The organism is uncultured Clostridium sp. (assembly GCF_947072515.1).
GTDB lineage: Bacteria > Bacillota > Clostridia > Clostridiales > Clostridiaceae > Clostridium.
The window spans coordinates 29,674-49,163 of record NZ_CAMTIG010000002.1 but is presented as its reverse complement, the minus strand read 5'-3'; the positions used below and the strand labels follow the sequence as shown (position 1 = coordinate 49,163).

Annotated in this window: 16 protein-coding genes; 2 read left to right on the top strand and 14 right to left on the bottom strand. The window is 28.7% G+C overall.

Annotated features, from left to right (window positions below):
• Window positions 1-3: 3 nt before the first annotated feature.
• Complete coding sequence (gene prmC, locus Q0W06_RS01125; protein ID WP_297630200.1) at window positions 4-1,767, bottom strand: peptide chain release factor N(5)-glutamine methyltransferase; 1,764 nt, start codon at window positions 1,765-1,767, stop codon at window positions 4-6.
• A 21-nt stretch (window positions 1,768-1,788) separates the two neighbouring features.
• The gene (locus tag Q0W06_RS01120) at window positions 1,789-2,373 is read right to left on the bottom strand and encodes a thymidine kinase (protein ID WP_297630197.1); all 585 of its coding nucleotides are present in this window, start codon (window positions 2,371-2,373) and stop codon (window positions 1,789-1,791) included.
• A 167-nt stretch (window positions 2,374-2,540) separates the two neighbouring features.
• Here Q0W06_RS01120 and rpmE point away from each other — a divergent pair, with 167 nt between their 5' ends.
• Both rpmE and Q0W06_RS01110 read left to right on the top strand, forming a co-directional pair.
• Window positions 2,541-2,747 (top strand): 50S ribosomal protein L31, encoded by a 207-nt coding sequence (gene rpmE, locus Q0W06_RS01115; protein WP_297630194.1) that lies wholly within the window; start codon window positions 2,541-2,543, stop codon window positions 2,745-2,747.
• A gap of 94 nt (window positions 2,748-2,841) precedes the next feature.
• Window positions 2,842-3,945, top strand: a complete 1,104-nt coding sequence (locus tag Q0W06_RS01110; protein WP_297630192.1) for a glycosyltransferase — start codon at window positions 2,842-2,844, stop codon at window positions 3,943-3,945.
• A 52-nt stretch (window positions 3,946-3,997) separates the two neighbouring features.
• Here the strand turns inward: Q0W06_RS01110 and rho are convergent, their stop codons facing one another.
• The 12 genes from rho to Q0W06_RS01050 form a co-directional block, all read right to left on the bottom strand.
• Window positions 3,998-5,461, bottom strand: coding sequence for a transcription termination factor Rho (rho, locus tag Q0W06_RS01105; RefSeq protein WP_297630190.1), 1,464 nt, complete (start codon window positions 5,459-5,461; stop codon window positions 3,998-4,000).
• Window positions 5,462-5,648: 187 nt separating this feature from the next.
• Window positions 5,649-7,259 (bottom strand): CTP synthase, encoded by a 1,611-nt coding sequence (locus tag Q0W06_RS01100; RefSeq protein ID WP_297630188.1) that lies wholly within the window; start codon window positions 7,257-7,259, stop codon window positions 5,649-5,651.
• A gap of 200 nt (window positions 7,260-7,459) precedes the next feature.
• Window positions 7,460-7,966 (bottom strand): MerR family transcriptional regulator, encoded by a 507-nt coding sequence (locus Q0W06_RS01095; RefSeq protein ID WP_297630186.1) that lies wholly within the window; start codon window positions 7,964-7,966, stop codon window positions 7,460-7,462.
• Window positions 7,967-8,125: 159 nt separating this feature from the next.
• Complete coding sequence (locus Q0W06_RS01090) at window positions 8,126-8,542, bottom strand: DUF1934 domain-containing protein (protein ID WP_297630183.1); 417 nt, start codon at window positions 8,540-8,542, stop codon at window positions 8,126-8,128.
• A 12-nt stretch (window positions 8,543-8,554) separates the two neighbouring features.
• Window positions 8,555-9,544, bottom strand: a complete 990-nt coding sequence (locus tag Q0W06_RS01085) for a tRNA 4-thiouridine(8) synthase ThiI (RefSeq protein ID WP_297630182.1) — start codon at window positions 9,542-9,544, stop codon at window positions 8,555-8,557.
• A gap of 121 nt (window positions 9,545-9,665) precedes the next feature.
• Window positions 9,666-10,298, bottom strand: a complete 633-nt coding sequence (gene spoIIR / locus Q0W06_RS01080) for a stage II sporulation protein R (RefSeq protein WP_297630179.1) — start codon at window positions 10,296-10,298, stop codon at window positions 9,666-9,668.
• 69 nt (window positions 10,299-10,367) lie between these two features.
• Window positions 10,368-11,210, bottom strand: a complete 843-nt coding sequence (gene ispE / locus Q0W06_RS01075) for a 4-(cytidine 5'-diphospho)-2-C-methyl-D-erythritol kinase (protein ID WP_297630176.1) — start codon at window positions 11,208-11,210, stop codon at window positions 10,368-10,370.
• Window positions 11,211-11,339: 129 nt separating this feature from the next.
• Entirely contained in the window at window positions 11,340-13,952 is a 2,613-nt protein-coding gene (gene cphA / locus Q0W06_RS01070) for a cyanophycin synthetase (RefSeq protein WP_297630174.1), read from the bottom strand.
• A complete protein-coding gene (locus Q0W06_RS01065; RefSeq protein ID WP_297630172.1) occupies window positions 13,939-14,760 on the bottom strand; it encodes a cyanophycinase in 822 nt (273 codons plus the stop codon). Before Q0W06_RS01065 ends, cphA begins: the two co-directional genes overlap by 14 nt.
• Window positions 14,761-14,897: 137 nt before the next feature.
• A complete protein-coding gene (locus Q0W06_RS01060; protein WP_297630170.1) occupies window positions 14,898-16,094 on the bottom strand; it encodes a 6-phosphofructokinase in 1,197 nt (398 codons plus the stop codon).
• Window positions 16,095-16,421: 327 nt separating this feature from the next.
• Window positions 16,422-17,654 (bottom strand): NAD(P)-dependent oxidoreductase, encoded by a 1,233-nt coding sequence (locus Q0W06_RS01055; RefSeq protein WP_297630169.1) that lies wholly within the window; start codon window positions 17,652-17,654, stop codon window positions 16,422-16,424.
• Between the two features lie 190 nt (window positions 17,655-17,844).
• Entirely contained in the window at window positions 17,845-19,404 is a 1,560-nt protein-coding gene (locus Q0W06_RS01050) for an SPOCS domain-containing protein (RefSeq protein ID WP_297630167.1), read from the bottom strand.
• Window positions 19,405-19,490: the final 86 nt, after the last annotated feature.

Genomic DNA, 19,490 nt, shown 5'->3' with positions numbered 1-19,490 from the left:
TCGCTATTTTTCAATAAGGTACCTTCCTATAACAACTCTATCTAAAGTTGCTAAGTCTTTTATAACCTCTACGTTTTTATAACCTCTATTCTCCATTAGTTCCTTGACTTCTTCTCCTTGATCATGACCAATTTCAAATGCAAGTATTCCATTTTCCTTAATAACACTTATACTTTCGTCAATTATTCTTCTATAAAATACTAATCCATCATCCCCTCCGCTTAAAGCAGTATGTGGTTCAAACTTCTTAACATCATCCATTAATGTATCTATTATCTTCTCTTTTATATATGGTGGATTAGATACTATAATATCATATTTTTTTTCATTTCTTATCACTTCATTTAAAAGATCACTCTTTATAAATGTAATTCTAGCTTCTAAGTTTAACTTTTTTATATTTTCTTTTGTTACTGCCTCTGGTATTGGATATAAATCTATAGCATCAACATTTATATTTTTTCTAAAATAAGCTAATGCTATTCCAATTGCACCACTTCCTGAACATAAATCACAAATATCTATATTATCTTCTACTCTAATCTCTTTTAATACTCTTTCAACCAATACTTCGGTGTCATCTCTAGGAATTAAAACTCCTTCTCTAACATTCAGTTCTAATCCCATAAATTCAACTTTTTCCAATATATAATGCATTGGCTTCCTTTTCATTCTTTCCTGGATTAAAGAAAAATAAACTTTTTCTTTATCTAAGCTTACTTCTTCATCTGCATTGGTAAGCATATAAAGTCTATCTTTTCCAATAACTTTTCCTAAAAGAAGTGTTGCATCAAGTCTTGCTGTCTCAATTCCTACCTCATCTAGTTTTTTCATTCCTAAGTTTATTAAATCTAAAATCATTTTTTTATCCTCCGGTATTCCTTCAGCAGTCTTTAATGATACTATTGCTACCTCTATTTGTTCATCGTCAGGCTCTCTTGTAGTTAAGTTTTGAAGCTTTATTCCTGGTGCTGATACTATTTGTGCTAGTTTACCATTATTCTTTCCAAGCCATCTAATTATTTCATAACTTATTCCCGATACAATTGGTATAAGAAGCACTCTTAAAAATAGTCTTTCTAAGAACCCTCCCCATCCTGTGAATGTAAATAATGCTATACTTACTATCATTACAAGAAAAAGAAAGTTAGTTCCACACCTTGGATGGAATCTTGAATATTTTTTTACATTTTCAACAGTTAATTTTTCTCCTGCTTCATAACAAAATATAGTTTTATGTTCTGCTCCATGATATTGAAATAATCTATTTATGTCATCTAGTCTTCCTATAACATACATATATCCCACTAATATACCAACTCGAAGAAAAGCTTCTATTATATTTAATGTTATATCTCCTAGTCCAAAACTTTTAAATATGGATGCAATCGCTGTTGGAATAGCTAAAAATATAACTCCTGAAAAAAATAATGACACTATAATTGTAAAAATCATTATTATATCATTAGATTTTTCTCCAAATTTATCTCTTATAAAATCTTCAAGCTTAGATGGCTCAGTATCTTCAAAAAAACTTGCTGAATAATTCAAAGCTTTTATTCCCTGATACATCGAGTCTAATAACACAAACACTCCTCTTATAAAGGGTATATTAAATATACTATGCCTTTTTGTAATTGGGATTATCCCTTGCATATCTGTTTTTATCTTACCCTTATCAGTTCTAACTGCTGTTGCTATCCCTTTAGAGCCACGCATCATAACTCCTTCAAGTACTGCTTGCCCTCCAACCTCACTTTTTTTCAATCCACAACACCCCTCTATTCTCTATTTTTCTTTAAATTTAAAATAACACTCCCCACATAATGATTCATATTGTACATCATCATCATTATCTATTGCTACTTGTTCCCCTTCAAATACAAATCTACCATTTATTTTTCTAGCATTAACTATTGCCTTATTTCCACATTTACATATAGTTTTCATTTCTTCTATGCTATGTGCTATAAGTAATAATCTTTTACTACCTTCAAACCCATTCATTTTAAAATCTGTTCTTAATCCATAACCAATTATAGGAATACCATGTTTAACTGCTATTTCAAATAACTGATCTATTTGATATGCTTTTAAAAATTGTACTTCATCTACTAGAATACAGTTTAACCCACCTTTATTTTCTATATCATTTTGTATTATTTCAATAATATTATCTTCTGATTTAATTATGTAATCTACTGCTCTAGTAACTCCCAATCTAGATACTAATTTATCTCCACCTTTTGTATCAATAAAAGGTTTTATCAAACTTACTCTCATTCCTCTTTCTTCATAGTTGTGTGCCACTTGCATTAAATGCGTTGATTTTCCTGAGTTCATAGCCCCATATCTAAAGTATAACTTACTCACTGATTTACCTCTCCCTTATATTATAATGTCTAATTTTGATTATATCATTTATATAAATTTATAAAAAGATGTTTTTCCATTTACCTTTTGTTGACGACCATATATACATATGATATACTCTAGTAGTTATTTGAAAATAAAATTTTTTTTATAAAGAGGTGAAAAATATGAAACAAGGCATACATCCAGAATACCATCACGATGCTGTGGTTAAGTGTGCATGTGGAAACACTTTTACAACTGGTTCTGTTAAACCTGAATTAAAAGTAGAAATATGTTCAAAATGCCACCCATTCTTCACTGGTAAGCAAAAAATCGTTGACGTTGGTGGAAGAGTTGATAAATTCAACAAGAGATTCAACCTTAACAAATAAGAAACTTAGGGAAAGACATTGTCTTTCCCATTTTTCTTATAAACATCAAATGTAATTTAATTTTAATAAATTTATATAAAGAGAGTGAATTTTAATGAAAAAAATTTTAATTTTATCAGCTTCTACAGGCCAAGGTCACAATCAAGCCGCTAATTCATTAAAAGTTGCCTTTGAAAATCAGGGCTTTATCACTTCAAAGCAAGACTTCCTTCAAGGAAGCAGCAAACTACTATTAGCTTTAGTAGTCGGTTCTTATGAAGTTTCTGCTATGAAATTTCCTCTAGGTTATGGATTATTTTACAAATTAACTAATAATCCACTAATTAATCCTCTTTCTACTATTCCATTTTATTTTATTAGAAAAAGGATGTTTAAGCTAATTCAAGAGGAAAAACCTGATTTGATAGTTACTACTCATCCACTTAGCATCTGTCTAGTTGATGGTCTTAAACGAATGGGCGTAAACGTTCCTATAGTATCTATAGTAACTGATTTCAAACCTCATTACACATATATTAGCAAAAAGATTGACCTTTATATAGCAGGAAGCCAATATACTAAAGATGTTCTTATAAAAAAGGGGATTAATGCAAATATTGTTCATCCATTAGGGATACCAATTAAAGATACATTCTTTAAAGAGAATACCGATATTGCAGAACTACATAATTCAGATGACTACTTCAACATATTACTTATGAGTGGAAGTATGGGACTTGAAGATATTTCTTTTGTTTTAGAAGAATTATTAAAAAACGAAAGAAAACTTAGAGTAACAGTAATATGTGGAAATAATAAAGAGCTTAAACGAAATTTAGATAAACATTTAAATAAAGAATATAAAAATAAAAAACTTCACATTTTAGGATTTTCAACAGATATTGCTTCTTTCATGGAGTATTCAGATATTTTAATTTCAAAACCTGGAGGACTTACAGTAACAGAATCTGTAGCAAAGGATTTACCACTTATAATTCCATTTGCTATTCCTGGACAAGAAACTGAAAACACAGAATTCTTAGTCTCTTCAGAATTAGCTTTAAAAATATCTCATATGTCTGACATAAATCCACTTATCAATGATTTAATTGATAATCCTGAAAAATTAGAAGATTTAAAAAATAGAATAAAAACCCTACGTGATACATACTCAGTAGAAAAAACTGTAAAAGTATGTTCTGACTTGATAAATAAATAAGGACTTTATTCTATATTTCAAAATAAAAGAGTCTCCTACCGGAGACTCTTTTTTATTTACCTATTTTATTGAAAAATCTTACAAATTCTTCATTGTTTTTTGTTTTAGATAACATTTTAATTAAGTTTTCTGTTACATTATCAGCATTTCCATCTGAATACATAGTTTTTCTTATATTGAATGATACTTCTAATTCCTCTGGTGATAATAGTAAATCTTCTTTTCTTGTTCCTGATTTATAGATATCAATTGCTGGGAATATTCTTCTTTCTTGAAGCTTTCTATCTAAATGAACTTCCATATTTCCAGTTCCTTTAAACTCTTCAAATATCATATCATCCATTCTTGATCCTGTATCTACTAAAGCAGTTGCTAATATAGTAAGACTTCCGCCTTCCTCTATATTTCTTGCTGCTCCAAAGAATTTTTTAGGCATTATTAATGCTCCTGGATCTAATCCTCCAGAAAGAGTTCTTCCTGTTGGAGTTATTGTTAAGTTATATGCTCTTGAAAGTCTAGTTAAACTATCTAAAAGTATTACTACATCTTGTCCTTGTTCAACCATTCTCTTTCCTCTTTCTAAAACCATTTGTGCAACTTTTGCATGGTTTTGAGGTTCTTCATCAAAAGTTGAATATATAACTTCACCTTTTATAGATCTTTGCATATCAGTAACTTCTTCTGGTCTTTCATCGATTAAAAGAACTATTATTTTTACATCCGGACAATTTTCACTAATATTTTTAGCTACTGTTTTTAACATAGTTGTTTTACCAGCTTTAGGTGGTGCAACTATAAGTCCTCTTTGTCCTTTTCCAATAGGACAAATTATATCCATAAGTCTTGTTGAAAGTTCTCCACTATTGCCTTCTAGATTTATTCTTTCTTTTGGATAAATTGGAGTTAACTTTTCAAATCTAGTTCTTCTTATTGCTTTTTCAGGTGATTCATCATTTACAGTATCTACGTAAATTAATGCTTTGAATTTTTCCCCTTCTTTGGCTTCTCTTGCTTTTCCTGTTAACATGTCTCCTGTTGAAAGGTTGAATCTTCTTATTTGAGCTGGTGATACATAAACATCACTACTACTACTTAAATAATTTTCACCTCTTAAAAAACCAAAACTATTATTTTCTTGTATCTCTAATATTCCTGATACAGTTTGAACATTTGAAGAAAAACCTGTTTCTGTATTTCTTCTATTATCATTATTTTGATTATTATTGTAACTATTATTATTACTATAGTTATTGTTACTATAATTATTGTGACTGTTACTATGAGTATTTGTATGACTACTAGTTGTAGTACTTACATTATTTTGTTTTGGTGATATTTTTTCTCTTAAAATTACACCATCTCTATTTATTTCATTTGATTTATTTTTATTATTTATCTCTAAAATCTGATCTATCAATTCATCTTTTTTAAACTTAGATATACTTTTTACACCTAATTCTTTAGCTATATCTTTAAGTTTTGCTAAAGTCATTTCTGAATATATTTCTCTAGTCAAACTTACACCTCCATATTTTTTTATGTATAATTTTTATTGGGAATTAATTAAGAATATTAGAATTACAAGACTTTTATTATATTATCCTTTATAAATTCTTATTTTGCAAGATTAAAATAATTAATAAAGATTAAAGACAATTAGTCAAAAAAAGATATCCTTTATTTAAAGGATATCCTTTTTATTATTATTTATTCTTATTTTCTTTAGCTGCTTTAATAAATCCTGAGAATAAAGGATGTGGTCTATTTGGTCTTGACTTTAATTCTGGATGGAATTGTGCTGCCACAAACCATGGATGATCTTTAAGTTCAACTATTTCAACTAATCTCTTATCAGGACTTGTTCCTGCTATAGTCATTCCACATTCTTCTATTCTGCTTCTGAATTCATTATTAAATTCATATCTATGTCTGTGTCTTTCATAAATAACTTCATCTTTATATAAATTATATGATTCAGTATTTTCATCTAATCTACATGGATATAATCCAAGTCTCATAGTTCCACCTAAATCTTCAATATCTTTTTGATCTGGCATTAAATCTATAACTGCATATGGAGTTTCTTTGTTTAATTCTGAACTATGTGCACCTTCTAATCCAACAACATTTCTTGCAAATTCAATTACTGCACATTGCATTCCTAAACAGATTCCTAAGAATGGAACTTTATTTTCTCTTGCCCATCTTATAGCTTCTATTTTTCCTTCTACTCCTCTATCTCCAAATCCACCTGGAACTAGAATTCCATCAACTCCGCTTAAAGCTTTATCAACATCCATTTCTTCTAATTCTTCTGAATTTATCCATTTGATTTTAACTTTTACATTATTGTCTAATCCACCATGACTTAATGCTTCTACTACAGAAATATATGCATCATGTAATTCAACATACTTTCCAACTAAAGCTATATTTATTTCCTCTTTAAGACCTTTTATTTTATTAACCATGTTAATCCATTCAGTGTTATCAATATCTTTACATCCTAAATGTAATTTTTCACATACAAGATTATCTAGACCTTCATCATGTAATAATAACGGAACTTCATAAAGATGATCCGCATCTAAATTTTGAATAACTGCATCTCCATCTATATTACAGAATAGTCCAATTTTACTTTTAATATCTTCTGATAATTCTTTTTCAGATCTACAAACAATAATATCAGGTTGAATACCAATACTTCTTAACTCTTTTACCGAATGTTGAGTTGGTTTAGTTTTTAATTCTCCTGCTTTTCCTAAGAAAGGAACTAATGTTACATGTATGAAACAAACATTTTCTCCACCAACATCACTTCTTACTTGTCTTATAGCTTCTAAAAATGGTTGTGATTCTATATCTCCAACAGTTCCACCAATTTCAGTAATAACTACATCTACATCTCTTTCTTTAGATACACTATAAACTTTTTCTTTTATAGCATTTGTTATATGAGGTATTACTTGAACTGTTCCTCCAAGATATTCTCCTCTTCTTTCTTTAGAAATTACAGACCAGTATATTCTTCCTGTAGTAATGTTACTATTTTGGCTTAAATTTTCATCTATAAATCTTTCATAGTGACCTAAATCTAAATCAGTTTCTGCTCCATCATCAGTAACAAAAACCTCTCCATGTTGGTATGGACTCATTGTTCCTGGGTCTACATTTAAATATGGGTCAAATTTTTGGATTGATACTTTAACCCCTCTATTTTTTAATAATCTCCCAAGAGATGCTGCAGTTATTCCTTTTCCTAATGCAGAAACAACTCCTCCAGTTACAAATACATATTTTGTTTGTTTCATTTTAAATCCTCCTTAAGATATTTTCATCTTTTAGTTGACATTTATCAGAACACACTATATAATAGATATTACCCCACAAATTAAGGTTATGGGGTTATTTGTGTTTAACTCTTTTTACAACATAGATATTATATTATCATATGGTCTGTTTAATTTCTAGTCCTTTTTTATTCATATTTAAGGATTTTTTTAGTTTTTTTCTATTTTTTCTTAACTGGATAACATACTTCAGTTATATATTCCCCTATATTTTCAGTATTATAAGGCCCTTTATGTAACACAACAAAATTTTTTCCTACTATCTCATAATTATTTTCTTTTATCCATAAACCTATTTCTCTAGTAACTTTATGTATTTGACTATAATCTCCTTTATCCAGTCCATCTAATATATTTTTTAAACCACTTAATTTTCTTTCTAAACTTTCTCTTTCACATTCTAACTTTCTATATCTTTCATTCACTATTCTTTCTAAATCTTCTTTTTCTTTTATTACTCCTAATAACTCTTTTATCTCACTTATTCCAAAACCTACTTGCTTTAAACTTTGAATAGTTGCTACTATATACAACTGTTCTGCTTCATAATATCTATATCCATTTTCTTTATTGACATAACTAGGTTCTAAAATTCCAATTTCTCCATAATATCTGATCATCGCTATACTTAAACAACTGAGTTTTGAAAACTCTCCTATTCTAAACACTATTTCTCCTCCTTCTAAAACAATAATAAACTCTCATACAATATGAGAGTCAATACTTTTTATATTATTATTTAAAAATTTCTTTTCGTATTTTAATTACAAATAATTTAAAAGCTATAAGATTAATTTAAAATCTTATAGCTTTTATTATTCAAAAACTTATTTTGTTTCTATTTCTAAATTTATTTTTGTTTTAAATGGCTCTTGTCCTATAACTCTCATTTCATATTCAATAAGAACTTTTCCACCATTTTCATCAATTTCTTTTTCTAATCCTTTTGTAAATATTTCAAGTTCTAACATTCCATATGGAGTATTATACAATGCTACAGTTACTTCATTCTTTTTAAAAACCATTTTAGTGCTAGTACTTCCAACTCTCTCTAATGTAATAACATCTTCCTCTATAATTAGACTAGTCTCTGTACCTTTCATTCCTGAAATTTCTGTTTCATTATAAGTAGCCTTATATATATTATCTTCTAGTTTATATTTTCCATGAGTTAAAACTTCAATTAGCTCATCATTCTCCATAGTGGCATTGCTAAGTATTTTTATAACAGCATTTTTTTCCATTCTTTTTGCCTCCTATTTCATTTGTACAATATATTTTTCTATCTCATCCTCAGTTGCTGGTTTAATATCTATCTTTCCATCAAATTTGCATCCAAATTTTCCATATGATACTTCTACAGATTCTTCATCTTTACCTTTGCTGTATCTTCCAGCTATTTTTGCACCTAATTCTAAATCTTCTTTTGATGCATCTCCACTAATTATTACCATTGCTCCATTATGGCTAACTGGGTACATAATCGTGTCTTCTTTTGAAAGCAATGCTTTTATAGCATCTCCTTCTTCTTGTGTTCTTGTAACTATTATAGTTTTTCCATTTTCACTTACAAAATGTCTACCATATCTTAATAATTCTATTTCTTTTGGAGTAGCATCCCCTTGTCTATTTAATGTTTCTTTTAATCTTAATGAGAAATTTGGTTCAGTAAGTCTACAACCACCTGCTGGTGATGGATAATCTGTAATTCCCCATTCTTCAGCTAAAGCCATTTGTGGTTTTCTGCTTCTTCCTGAAATTTTTAAAAGCTTACTTCTATCTACTAAACCTTGTTTTTCCATCTCTGTCTCTTCCAAGTTTTGAGCACATAAAGGTCTTAAAATCTTTTCTCCAATTCCTGATTCAGCCTTAACCTTACTTAAAGCTTGCTTGTTTTGAGACATAGGTCTTTGATTTAAAACTTCTCCCGTAAGTATAAAATCAGCATCAAATCTTTCTAATAATTCTCCTGAATATCTCATCATCATAGCGTGACAATCTATACATGGATTCATATTTTTTCCCCAGCCATGTTTAGGGTTTTTAACCATTTTAAAGTGTTCTCCCGAAAAATCAACTACTTCTAACGGAATTCCTATTTGTGCTGTCATTCTCTTTGCATTTTCTTCATTAAAAAAGTATGATTTAAAACACACCCCTATTACTTCTATCCCTTGATCCTTTATTAATTTTGCAGCTAAAATACTATCTAAGCCACCTGATACCATTGCTAATGCTCTAGTCATAAACTTTTCCTCCTAATGTATATCTAAATAATTTATTTCAATTTTTTATTTTCATTAATATTTTAAGTTACAAATTTAAGTTTATGATTAATAATGATTTTTATCAAGTATTTTTTTATTTTTAAAACATTTCCTTTAATACTTCCAAAAATTTTAATTTTAATTTTACTTCTTCTATTTCTTCTACTTCAACTGTATTTCCTAATGTCGATTCCATTCTTTCTTTTGTTTCCTCATATGCAACTTCACCTTTTGTTACATCTGTAAAGCAAAGAGGAGGAAACATAACACACCACCAATTTTCACCTTTATAATCTCCTATAAGTATTCTAAAAGCTTCATATTCTCCTTGTGGAAGAATTATATTTCCATAAATCTTTTCTGGGAAGTTCTCTTTTTTAAGTTCTATTTTAACTTCATAGTCATACCCTTCAGATTTTATTATAGATTTCGCTATATTCATTATCTTATCTTCATTTTCTTTTAATAACTCTCTACTCATTGCTAAATTTTCCGACTCTTTCAATATCGGTTCCATATATTTTATAACTTCATCTTTCACCTTTAACTTTAACTCCTGATCTTCATCCGAATTGCTATTTGCTAATACATGAAATCTAATAAGCTTGTCCTTTACATCTTCGTATGTATATGTAATCCCTTCACCTTCACCCATTTTTCCAATATTACTTCCGCACCCTAAAACTAAAAATATACTACCTACCACTAATATTATACTTGTTAATCTTTTCATAATAAAAACCCCCTCTCATAGTAAAAATTATTACCATAAAATGGAGTTTTATACACTTATATATTATTTTTATATTGTTCTTGTTATAAAAACATCTTTATATTTCTTTTTCATATTCTCATAACAATATTGCGCCTTCAACATATCATCAAAAAAAGCAAATACAGTTGGTCCACTTCCGCTCATCATAGCTCCTAAAGCTCCCATTCTTACCATTGATTCTTTTATGTACACTATTTCTCTATGCTTTCTCAATGTTACATTTTCTAATAAGTTTTTCATATTTCTTGAAACAAATTTTAAATCTTCTCTTTCCATAGCTTTCATAAGTTCATCTGTTTGAGGATGAAAAATAGCTCTAGTTATATTAAATTCTTCATAAACAGCCTTAGTTGAAACTCCAAAAGAAGGTTTTACCAAAACTAATATTTTATCTTTAAAACTTGGTAGTTCTGTAACCTTCTCTCCAACACCTTCACATAACGCCGTTCCACCTTTAATACAGTATGGAACATCTGCTCCAAGTTTTAGTCCAATTTCCATTAATTTTTCTTCCGTTGCATTTACTTTAAATAGCTTATTCATTAATTTAAGCACTGCAGCTCCATCTGTACTCCCCCCAGCAAGGCCTGCGCATACAGGTATATTTTTTCTAATAGTAATATTTACACCTGAGTTAATATTAAACTCCTCAATAAATAACTTTGCGGCTTTGTAAGCTAAATTTCTTTCATCATTTGGAACATATGGCTTATTGCACATCAAAGTTATTCCTGATTTAGCTCTACTCATTATTATTTCGTCATATATATCAACAGCTTGCATTATCATTCTTAATAAATGGTATCCATCATCTCTCTTTCCAACTACATCAAGTGAGATATTTATTTTAGCATGTGCCTTTATTTTCATACTATTCTCCTTCCCTTTTCTTACGTCAATTTAATCATAATTTTATCATAGCAATTTAACTATGTCTATTTTTTAAATATAATAAAAATAGCGTTGTAAATTCTAATTTACAACACTATTTCTATTAAACTATTTTAATTTAATTTCTACCTCTTCATTCTCTTCTTTGTTTCTCTTATATCTCTCTATAACCTCTAAAAGTTTTTCTCTATCTTCATAAAAAACTACTATCAAATCGCCCTTTTCACTTATTTCTAGTGCTCTTTTCATAGCATCTCGTTCATCTATATATATTTCTTTACATCCTTTTTCTATTCCCGAAAAAATTATTTTTGCCATTTCTCCTGGACTTCTTCCCCTTCTATCATAATCTTCTTTTACAATCGTTATATCCAAGAAATCACTACATATCTTTCCTATCTCTACTCCCATTTCATCAGTTCTATCCCCTGCAATTCCAACAACACCTATAACCCTATTTCTTTCTAGCTTTTCAATTGCAGAAAACACACCCTTATACCCTTCTTGGTTATGTCCATAATCAAGAATAATTGTTCTACCTAAAACATCATACATATTAAATCGTCCTGCATTACATTTACTATCTAAAGCAAAACTTTTAAATCCTTTGCTTATCATACAATAATCTACTTGCAATCCTACCAAAGCAGCACAAGCTCCCAATGCATTTTCAATGTTAAATTGGATTTTACCATTTAAAGTTATAGGCACATCTTCTATCTTTATCACATCATATTTTCTCTGATTACTAACTACACTTATATAACCATCATCTATAAAAACTGCTATTCCCCCTGAAAGAACCTTTTCTTTAATTAATTTATTATTTTTATCTTTCGAGAAAAATATTACATTTCCTTTAACTCTATGAAGTATTTTTTTACTCCACTCATCATCTACATTTATTATTGAATATCCTTCTTCTTTTACTTCTTCTACCACTAATGATTTTACAAACGCTAAATCTTCTTCTGTTTCAACTCCATCTAATCCTAAATGATCTCCTGTAATATTAGTTAATACTGCAACATCTGCTAAATCATAAGCTAATCCCTTTCTTATCATTCCACCTCTTGCAGTTTCCAATACCGCGACATCAACATCACCATTCATTAAGATACTTTTTGCACTTTCATAACCTGTGTCATCTCCAATATCTATACACGTATCATTTATAAATATTCCTTCAGTAGAAGTCATACCAACTGTATTTCCCATCATTCTTAATACATGAGATATAAGTCTAGTTGTTGTTGTCTTTCCATTAGTTCCTGTTATTGAAACTACCGGAATATTCTTAACTTCATTTTTATATAAATAGTCTACTATTTCTAATCCCACATTTCTTTTTTCTCCAACTGATGGATAATGATGCATTCTTATTCCTGGTGCTGCATTTATTTCTACTATTATCCCTCTTCCTTTTAGCGGTTTACTTATATCATCTGTACATACATCTATTCCGCAGATATCTAATCCTATTGTTTTAGCTGCTCTTATAAATAATTCTCTATTTTCTTTACAAATTTTATCCGTTACATCTTCAGCTGTTCCGCCTGTTGATATATTTGCATTCCCTCTTAATAAAAGTTCTTCACCTTCTATTAAAATACTATCCAATGAATATCCTCTTTCTTTTATTCTCCAGAGAACTTCATTATCTATATTTATTTTTGTTAAAGGTTTTTCATGATCGTCACCTCTTAACTTATCTCTATTTGTTTCATTAATAATTTCCTCTATGCTTTTTACTCCATCTCCAGTTATTTTAGGAGGTGTTCTTAATGCTGCTGCTACAATCTTTCCATTCACTATACAAATTCTATAATCTTTTCCTTCATAAAATTCTTCAAGTATTACTTCTTCTGAAATTTTAGATACTTCTTTATATGCTTCTAAAAGTTCCTTATCTTCTTTAATATTTAATATAACTCCTCGACCTTGATTTCCATACTGTGGTTTCAACACTAATGGATATCCTATTCTTTCTGCTTCTTTTAATAATTCTAATACATTTCTAACCTTACTTATCTTTCCTACTGGTATATTTTGAATCTCTAAAATCTGCTTTGTAAGATACTTATCACAAGCTATATCTGAACTTAAACATCCAGTATAATTACTTATTGTTGCTGATATTATCTTTCTTTGTTTTCCATACCCTATTTGAAAATATCCTGAATTTTCTATTTCAAAATAAGGTAAGCCTCTTTTAGTTGCCCCATCAAGTATCGCCTTCGTACTAGGCCCAATTTCTTCATATGCTTTAATATTTTTTATTATTTCTAGCCTCTTTTGGATATCTATTTTTATTCCATCTATTATTCCATTTATTATATCTAATGCAAGATTCATAATCTCTATAGCTGTATTTTCATAAATATATTGAAAAACTACGTAATAATGTTCATCTGATACTTCTCTTGCTTTTCCATATGAAACATCCATCCCTAGCATATTTTGAAGCCCTAAAATAGAATGTTCATATATGTGTGAAAGGAATGTTCCTTCCTCTAATCTAATTAAAAAACCATTTTCCACATCTATTCCACATCTATGACTTTTTAAATCTGGAATATATTCAACCAGTTTTTCATTAAATCCTTTTATATTTTTACTTGGAGTTTCTGCATATCCTTCTAAATCTACATCAACCCTTATGCATTTCTTTCTTGAGTAAATATTTTTTCCTCTATATACCCTTTTGCTAATTATTTTCATTTTTTACTTCTTCCTCCTTAAAAGGTATCTTGCTTTTAAGATTAAAGCTATTTCCGCTTATAAGTACATGCAATTTTATATTGAATATGCTTAATACCTTATCCATATCTTGCTCAGATATATTAGTGTGATTTATCTCATCACCATCTAGTATATATACGCCTCCATCACCGATTACTTTTATTCGATTTTCATTTACAATTATTCCTGTATTTTCATCAATTCCAATACCAAGAATTCCTGGGTGTTCTGATACAGCCGTTAATAATCTTCCAATTCTTCCTCTTTGTGCAAAATGCTGATCTATAACTACACCTTTTAAGAATCCTAATCCTGGAGACATGTTTATTGTATTTTTTTTAGGAGATTCTTCATCTTCTCCACCTAAAATCATTGTTTCACTCATAATTGAAGCTCCTGCAGATGTTCCCACTATTATTTTTCCAGTACTATTCATTATCGCTTCGCTTATTTCAGTTCCACCTAATATACTTGTTATCCTTAGTTGATCTCCACCTGTAAAGAAGATGAGTTTAGCCCTTTTTATTAGTTCTATATTTTTCTTTAAGTTTGATTCTATTCTATTTCTTATATCGAGTATTTTTACATTTTTAATTTCTAGTGATTTAAATACATCCAAATAATCTCTGCCTATAAGTTTTGGAACTTCAGATGCTACTGTAACTATTAATAATAAATCTTTTTCTTTATCTATTTTGCTACAAACCTCTTTAAGAACAGTCTTATTTCCCTTTTTATCTTCTGCTCCTCCAATTATTATTAATTCATTATTTGGTATTCTAACCATTTATTACTCACCTCGCTTTACGCGTTTATTATTATCTCCTCTTATTTTTATTTTTATACACAAAAAATCCCACTAATTATAATTAGTAGGATTTTTGACAGTTTAACTTATTTTTTATTTTCTTCGTACTTTTCAATTTAAACTAAAAAACTTTCAAATTTTCTTTGATAGAATAAATCTTCATCTTTTATTAAAGATTTTATATACTCATGAGCCTCTTCACTTAATTTAAAATTTTCTAAAAGCCATCCTTCTGGAACAAATTTTGTTTGATTTGCAACCTCTTTTGCTAAAAGTAAATATGGCTCTGATCTATAAGGCTCCCTAGAAGCCACTCTTATTCCAACCATACTTCCATTTTTACATTCTTTTGAATGCTGTAATGCATAAGCTCCTACATATGAAGCCTCACTTAAATCATTTTTAGATGCACAATGAATGGCAGCTCTTTGTAATGTATTTAACTCTAATACTCTTACTTTATTCGCAACTCCATTTTCTAAAATAACATTCCTCAAAGCTAGTCCAACTCCTCCTAATTGCTTATGTCCAAATTTATCAAAAGGAGCTAATTCTGCTGATATAAAGTTTCCCTGTTTATCTTTAATTCCTTCAGCTACAACTATATAAACCGAATTTTTCTTTTCACAAACCTTTTTTATATCCTCTAAAAACTTTTCCTTTGAAAAAGGTATCTCTGGTATATACAATAAATCAACACAAAGATTTCCTTTAATCTTTGCTAACGCTGCTGCAATTGCTAACCATCCCGTTTCCCTTCCCATTGTTTCTAAAATAAATACACCATTTTTCCCATATACAACTGAATCTAAATAAGTTTCAAGTACTGAATTATATATAAATTTAGCTGCACTTGGATATCCAGGTGCATGATCTAATTGGACTAAATCATTATCTATGGTTTTTGGTATCCCTATAACTTTTATTTCTATATTATTTTTTTCCATATACTCCGCTAATTTTGAAACCGTATCCATAGAATCATTTCCTCCAATATAGAAAAACGTCTCAATTTCATACTTAATAAGGATTTTAACTATTTTTTTATATTCTGAATCATCCACTAAATAATCTTTAAGCTTATATCTACAAGATCCTAATGCTGAAGATGGAGTATTCTTTAACACTTCTAATCTTTCTTCATCTAATGCAGATAAATTTACTAACTTTTCTTCTAAAATCCCTTCAATTCCATTTATCCCTCCAAATACCGTGTTATAAATATTCAATTTATTATTTCTTTTTATTACTCCATATACACTTGCATTAATTACTGTAGTTGGTCCACCCGATTGAGCTATTAAACAATTCATTAAATCACCTCTTATTTAGTATATACTATTAAATATATTTCTAATTAAGTATATCTTATTTAAGATAATAGTATACTTTATATAAAATTCCAAGCCATTTCACTATTTGTTAAAACTTTTATTACATTTGTCTTTTTTTAATTCAAATGTTTATGCTTTTCTCAAATTTTAGTTATTTAGATTAAAAAATTTATCTCTTCTATGTAAACTTTATACTTTTGTGCATAAAAAATGACCACACAATTGTGTGGCCATTCAAGAGCACATGTTTTAGATATTTACTATGTCTACTTGATAAGGAGCATATCAAAATAAGCTCTTTTTACTTTAAAAATTATTACAATATCTATCTATAGATTCTGCCACTTTTTTAGCTTCTACAACTGCTTGTACAACTATTTTAGGTCCATTAACTACATCTCCACATGCAAATATTCCCTCTCTAGAAGTATGTCCATATTCATTTGTAATTATAAGACCATTATCAGTGGTACTTATTCCAGTTGTATTTCTTACTATATTATTTCTCGGTACTTGTCCTATTGCTATTATTGTAGATGTCCCTTCATACATTTTTTCACTTCCTGATATATTAGTAAATTCATATTTACCATCTAAATTCTCTCTTACTTTTACTTCAGAAAAAACTACTCCTTCCTCAGTTATTTCTATAGGTGTTTTACAAAACTCAAATTTAACTCCCTCTTTTTCTGCTTCATAAATTTCAGTTTTAGTTGCTTCCATCTGCTCTCTTTCTCCTCTAAAATACACCGTTACATCTTTAGCCCCAAAATATTTTGCAGATCTTGCTGAGTCCATGGCAACATTTCCAGCGCCTATCACATTAACTTTATCTCCTAATCTAAAATATTTAGGATGCTTTAAATAATCTATTGCATAATGAACATTTCCTAAAGACTCTCCCTTTATTCCTAGTGTTCTTGCATTCCATACTCCCGTTCCTATAAAAATTGCTTTATATCCATCTTCAAATAGTTTATTTATACTTAACACTGGCCCTATTAATGTATTTAATCTTATCTTCACACCTAACTCTATTAAATATTCTTCATACATATCTAAGATTTTTCTATCTAATCTAAACTCAGGAATACCATATCTAAGTACTCCTCCTATTTTATTTCTACTCTCAAAAATAGTAACTGAATATCCCTTTTTAGCAAGAATTATTCCTACCACTATCCCTGCTGGACCTGCACCAACTATCCCAACCTTTTTTCCATTTTTCTTTATTTTTTCTACTTTCATATTTTTTAAATATTCTAGCGAAATTTCATATTCTATCTCTGGAAATCTTATAGGTTCACCTTTTATTCCTCTTATACAATTCCCCATACATTGCTTTTCATGAGGACAAACAATCGAGCATACCACTGATAATGGATTATTATTAAAAAGTATTTCTCCTGCAGCTTCCCTTTCACCTTTTATATAATGTTCAATAACTTTTGGTATTTTTGTATTAATGGGACAGTTTTCACTACATCTAGGATTTTTACATTTTAAACATCTTTCAGCTTCTAATACGAGTTCTTTCATTTTTCTCTCCTCCAATAATGTATACTATTTTCTAAATAGTATACTCTAATTTATCTTTAGTATATATTTTATTTTTTTATTTTCTATAGATTTTTTTTTATATTTCCATTAACATTTCAAATCTTTATAAATTAGCTAAAAAAAGTCTTTTCCAAATTTGAAAAAGACTTTTTCTATTTTTATTTAATTTTTAACATATTTTCCCTGGAATTAAAAGCTTCTCTCCAGTAATTAACTGTTCATCTTCTTCTAAATCATTCATTTCTTTTATTTTAGCCATAGTAGTTTTATATTTTTTAGCTAAATCCCATAATTTATCGCCTTCACCAATAACATATATAGTTATACTTGCTTTCTTTTGCTCTTCTTTATTTTCACTTTCTTTAATATCATTTACTATTTCTTTATTAATAGCAAATAACACTTTAGAATTTGCTTGGATATTAGCCTTTACTGCTATTGTATTAGCCTCTATTGATGCCTCTAAATCTTCTAATGCAGCATTAACTATTCCTTGCATATCTTTATTAGCTCCTAAAGCTTCTATTGCTGCATTAAAAGGTATTTCACCTTCTACCTTTGCTAAATATTTATCTGGATCTCCTGTTTTATAAACAACACATACTTTTAAGAATCCTTCAATGGAAATTCTATCATTTCCAACTGACTTCTCTGTAATTATTATATTTCCTGAAGCCGTTATTATACTTTCAGGTTTTAAATCCTCTTCTTTTATATAAATATTGTCTTTCACAAGAATATCATTATTATATATTCCATGAATCATTCCCATTTCACAATTTTCTTTTTTTACTTCTACTGGGAATTTAGGTGAGTATGCATCTGTTATTACCTCTAAATTTTCTTTAGAAAATGCTTTTACTCCACATAATACTTTAAATTCAAGATTTACAATTCTAGACTCTCCTAAATCATCATAATCCTTAGTAACACTTGTGCTTGTAAGTTCCATTTTTGCACAAATATCCATATCAGGTGTTATTTCAGGTGCCAAAAGCTCTTTAGAGATATATACATTATCATTTAAATGATATACTTCTTTTCCTTCACCACCTAAGTATAAAATATGAATCTTGCAATAACATCCACAATATACCTTTTCTTCACCTATTTTAGTTTCTTTTTTATGCAATTTTATATCTGTTTTTAAGATTTTAGCTATTTGTGGCTTATCCATACTAACTCTTAATACAGATTTACCTATAATATCTAATGAATCATCTAGCTTAGTTTTATTTACACACTCATTTTTCTTAAGCATTTCTACGCCTTCTTCTGATTCAATATCTTTAATAAGTTCTATTTCTTTTTCTTTATATTTTTCCCAATTAATATTTAATATTCCATCAATGGCAACTTTTCTTTCATTGATTATTTTAGCCTCAATATGTTCTACTCTACAATCTACTTCACAGATTACTTTATGTTCTCCTTCTTCTAGATCTAATGAATTAGAAAATTTTTGCGAGTAATTAACAGAACAAACTACTAAATTATCTTCCCTTGCTAAATAAAGTACATTATATTCTATTTTCCCTTCGATATTAACCTTTTCTCCTACTGTTTCTTTTGAATTTATTACCGGATTTGCATCAACCATTAAAATTTCTTCTACATCTGGGTGCGTATCTGGTATTAAGTATTCTTCATTTAACATTGCTGTAGTATTACTTTCATTTAATAATTGTTCAAATTGAATATTTTCTTTTATAACATCTATTCTTGACATAACCATTCCTCCTACAAAGTATCTACTAACATATATACACTTATCTATTAAATATAATTACACTTTTATTAATACAAATTTCGACA

What these genes read in the sequence shown, in the direction of transcription:
- Q0W06_RS01110 (WP_297630192.1), top strand. Translation starts at nt 2,842, where the DNA reads ATGAAAAAAATTTTAATTTTATCAGCTTCTACAGGCCAAGGTCACAAT.
- ispE (WP_297630176.1), bottom strand. Translation starts at nt 11,210, where the DNA reads ATGAAAATAAAGGCACATGCTAAAATAAATATCTCACTTGATGTAGTT.
- Q0W06_RS01100 (WP_297630188.1), bottom strand. Translation starts at nt 7,259, where the DNA reads ATGAAACAAACAAAATATGTATTTGTAACTGGAGGAGTTGTTTCTGCA.
- Q0W06_RS01090 (WP_297630183.1), bottom strand. Translation starts at nt 8,542, where the DNA reads ATGGAAAAAAATGCTGTTATAAAAATACTTAGCAATGCCACTATGGAG.
- spoIIR (WP_297630179.1), bottom strand. Translation starts at nt 10,298, where the DNA reads ATGAAAAGATTAACAAGTATAATATTAGTGGTAGGTAGTATATTTTTA.
- rpmE (WP_297630194.1), top strand. Translation starts at nt 2,541, where the DNA reads ATGAAACAAGGCATACATCCAGAATACCATCACGATGCTGTGGTTAAG.
- cphA (WP_297630174.1), bottom strand. Translation starts at nt 13,952, where the DNA reads ATGAAAATAATTAGCAAAAGGGTATATAGAGGAAAAAATATTTACTCA.
- Q0W06_RS01085 (WP_297630182.1), bottom strand. Translation starts at nt 9,544, where the DNA reads ATGACTAGAGCATTAGCAATGGTATCAGGTGGCTTAGATAGTATTTTA.
- Q0W06_RS01060 (WP_297630170.1), bottom strand. Translation starts at nt 16,094, where the DNA reads ATGAATTGTTTAATAGCTCAATCGGGTGGACCAACTACAGTAATTAAT.
- Q0W06_RS01050 (WP_297630167.1), bottom strand. Translation starts at nt 19,404, where the DNA reads ATGTCAAGAATAGATGTTATAAAAGAAAATATTCAATTTGAACAATTA.
- Q0W06_RS01055 (WP_297630169.1), bottom strand. Translation starts at nt 17,654, where the DNA reads ATGAAAGAACTCGTATTAGAAGCTGAAAGATGTTTAAAATGTAAAAAT.
- Q0W06_RS01065 (WP_297630172.1), bottom strand. Translation starts at nt 14,760, where the DNA reads ATGGTTAGAATACCAAATAATGAATTAATAATAATTGGAGGAGCAGAA.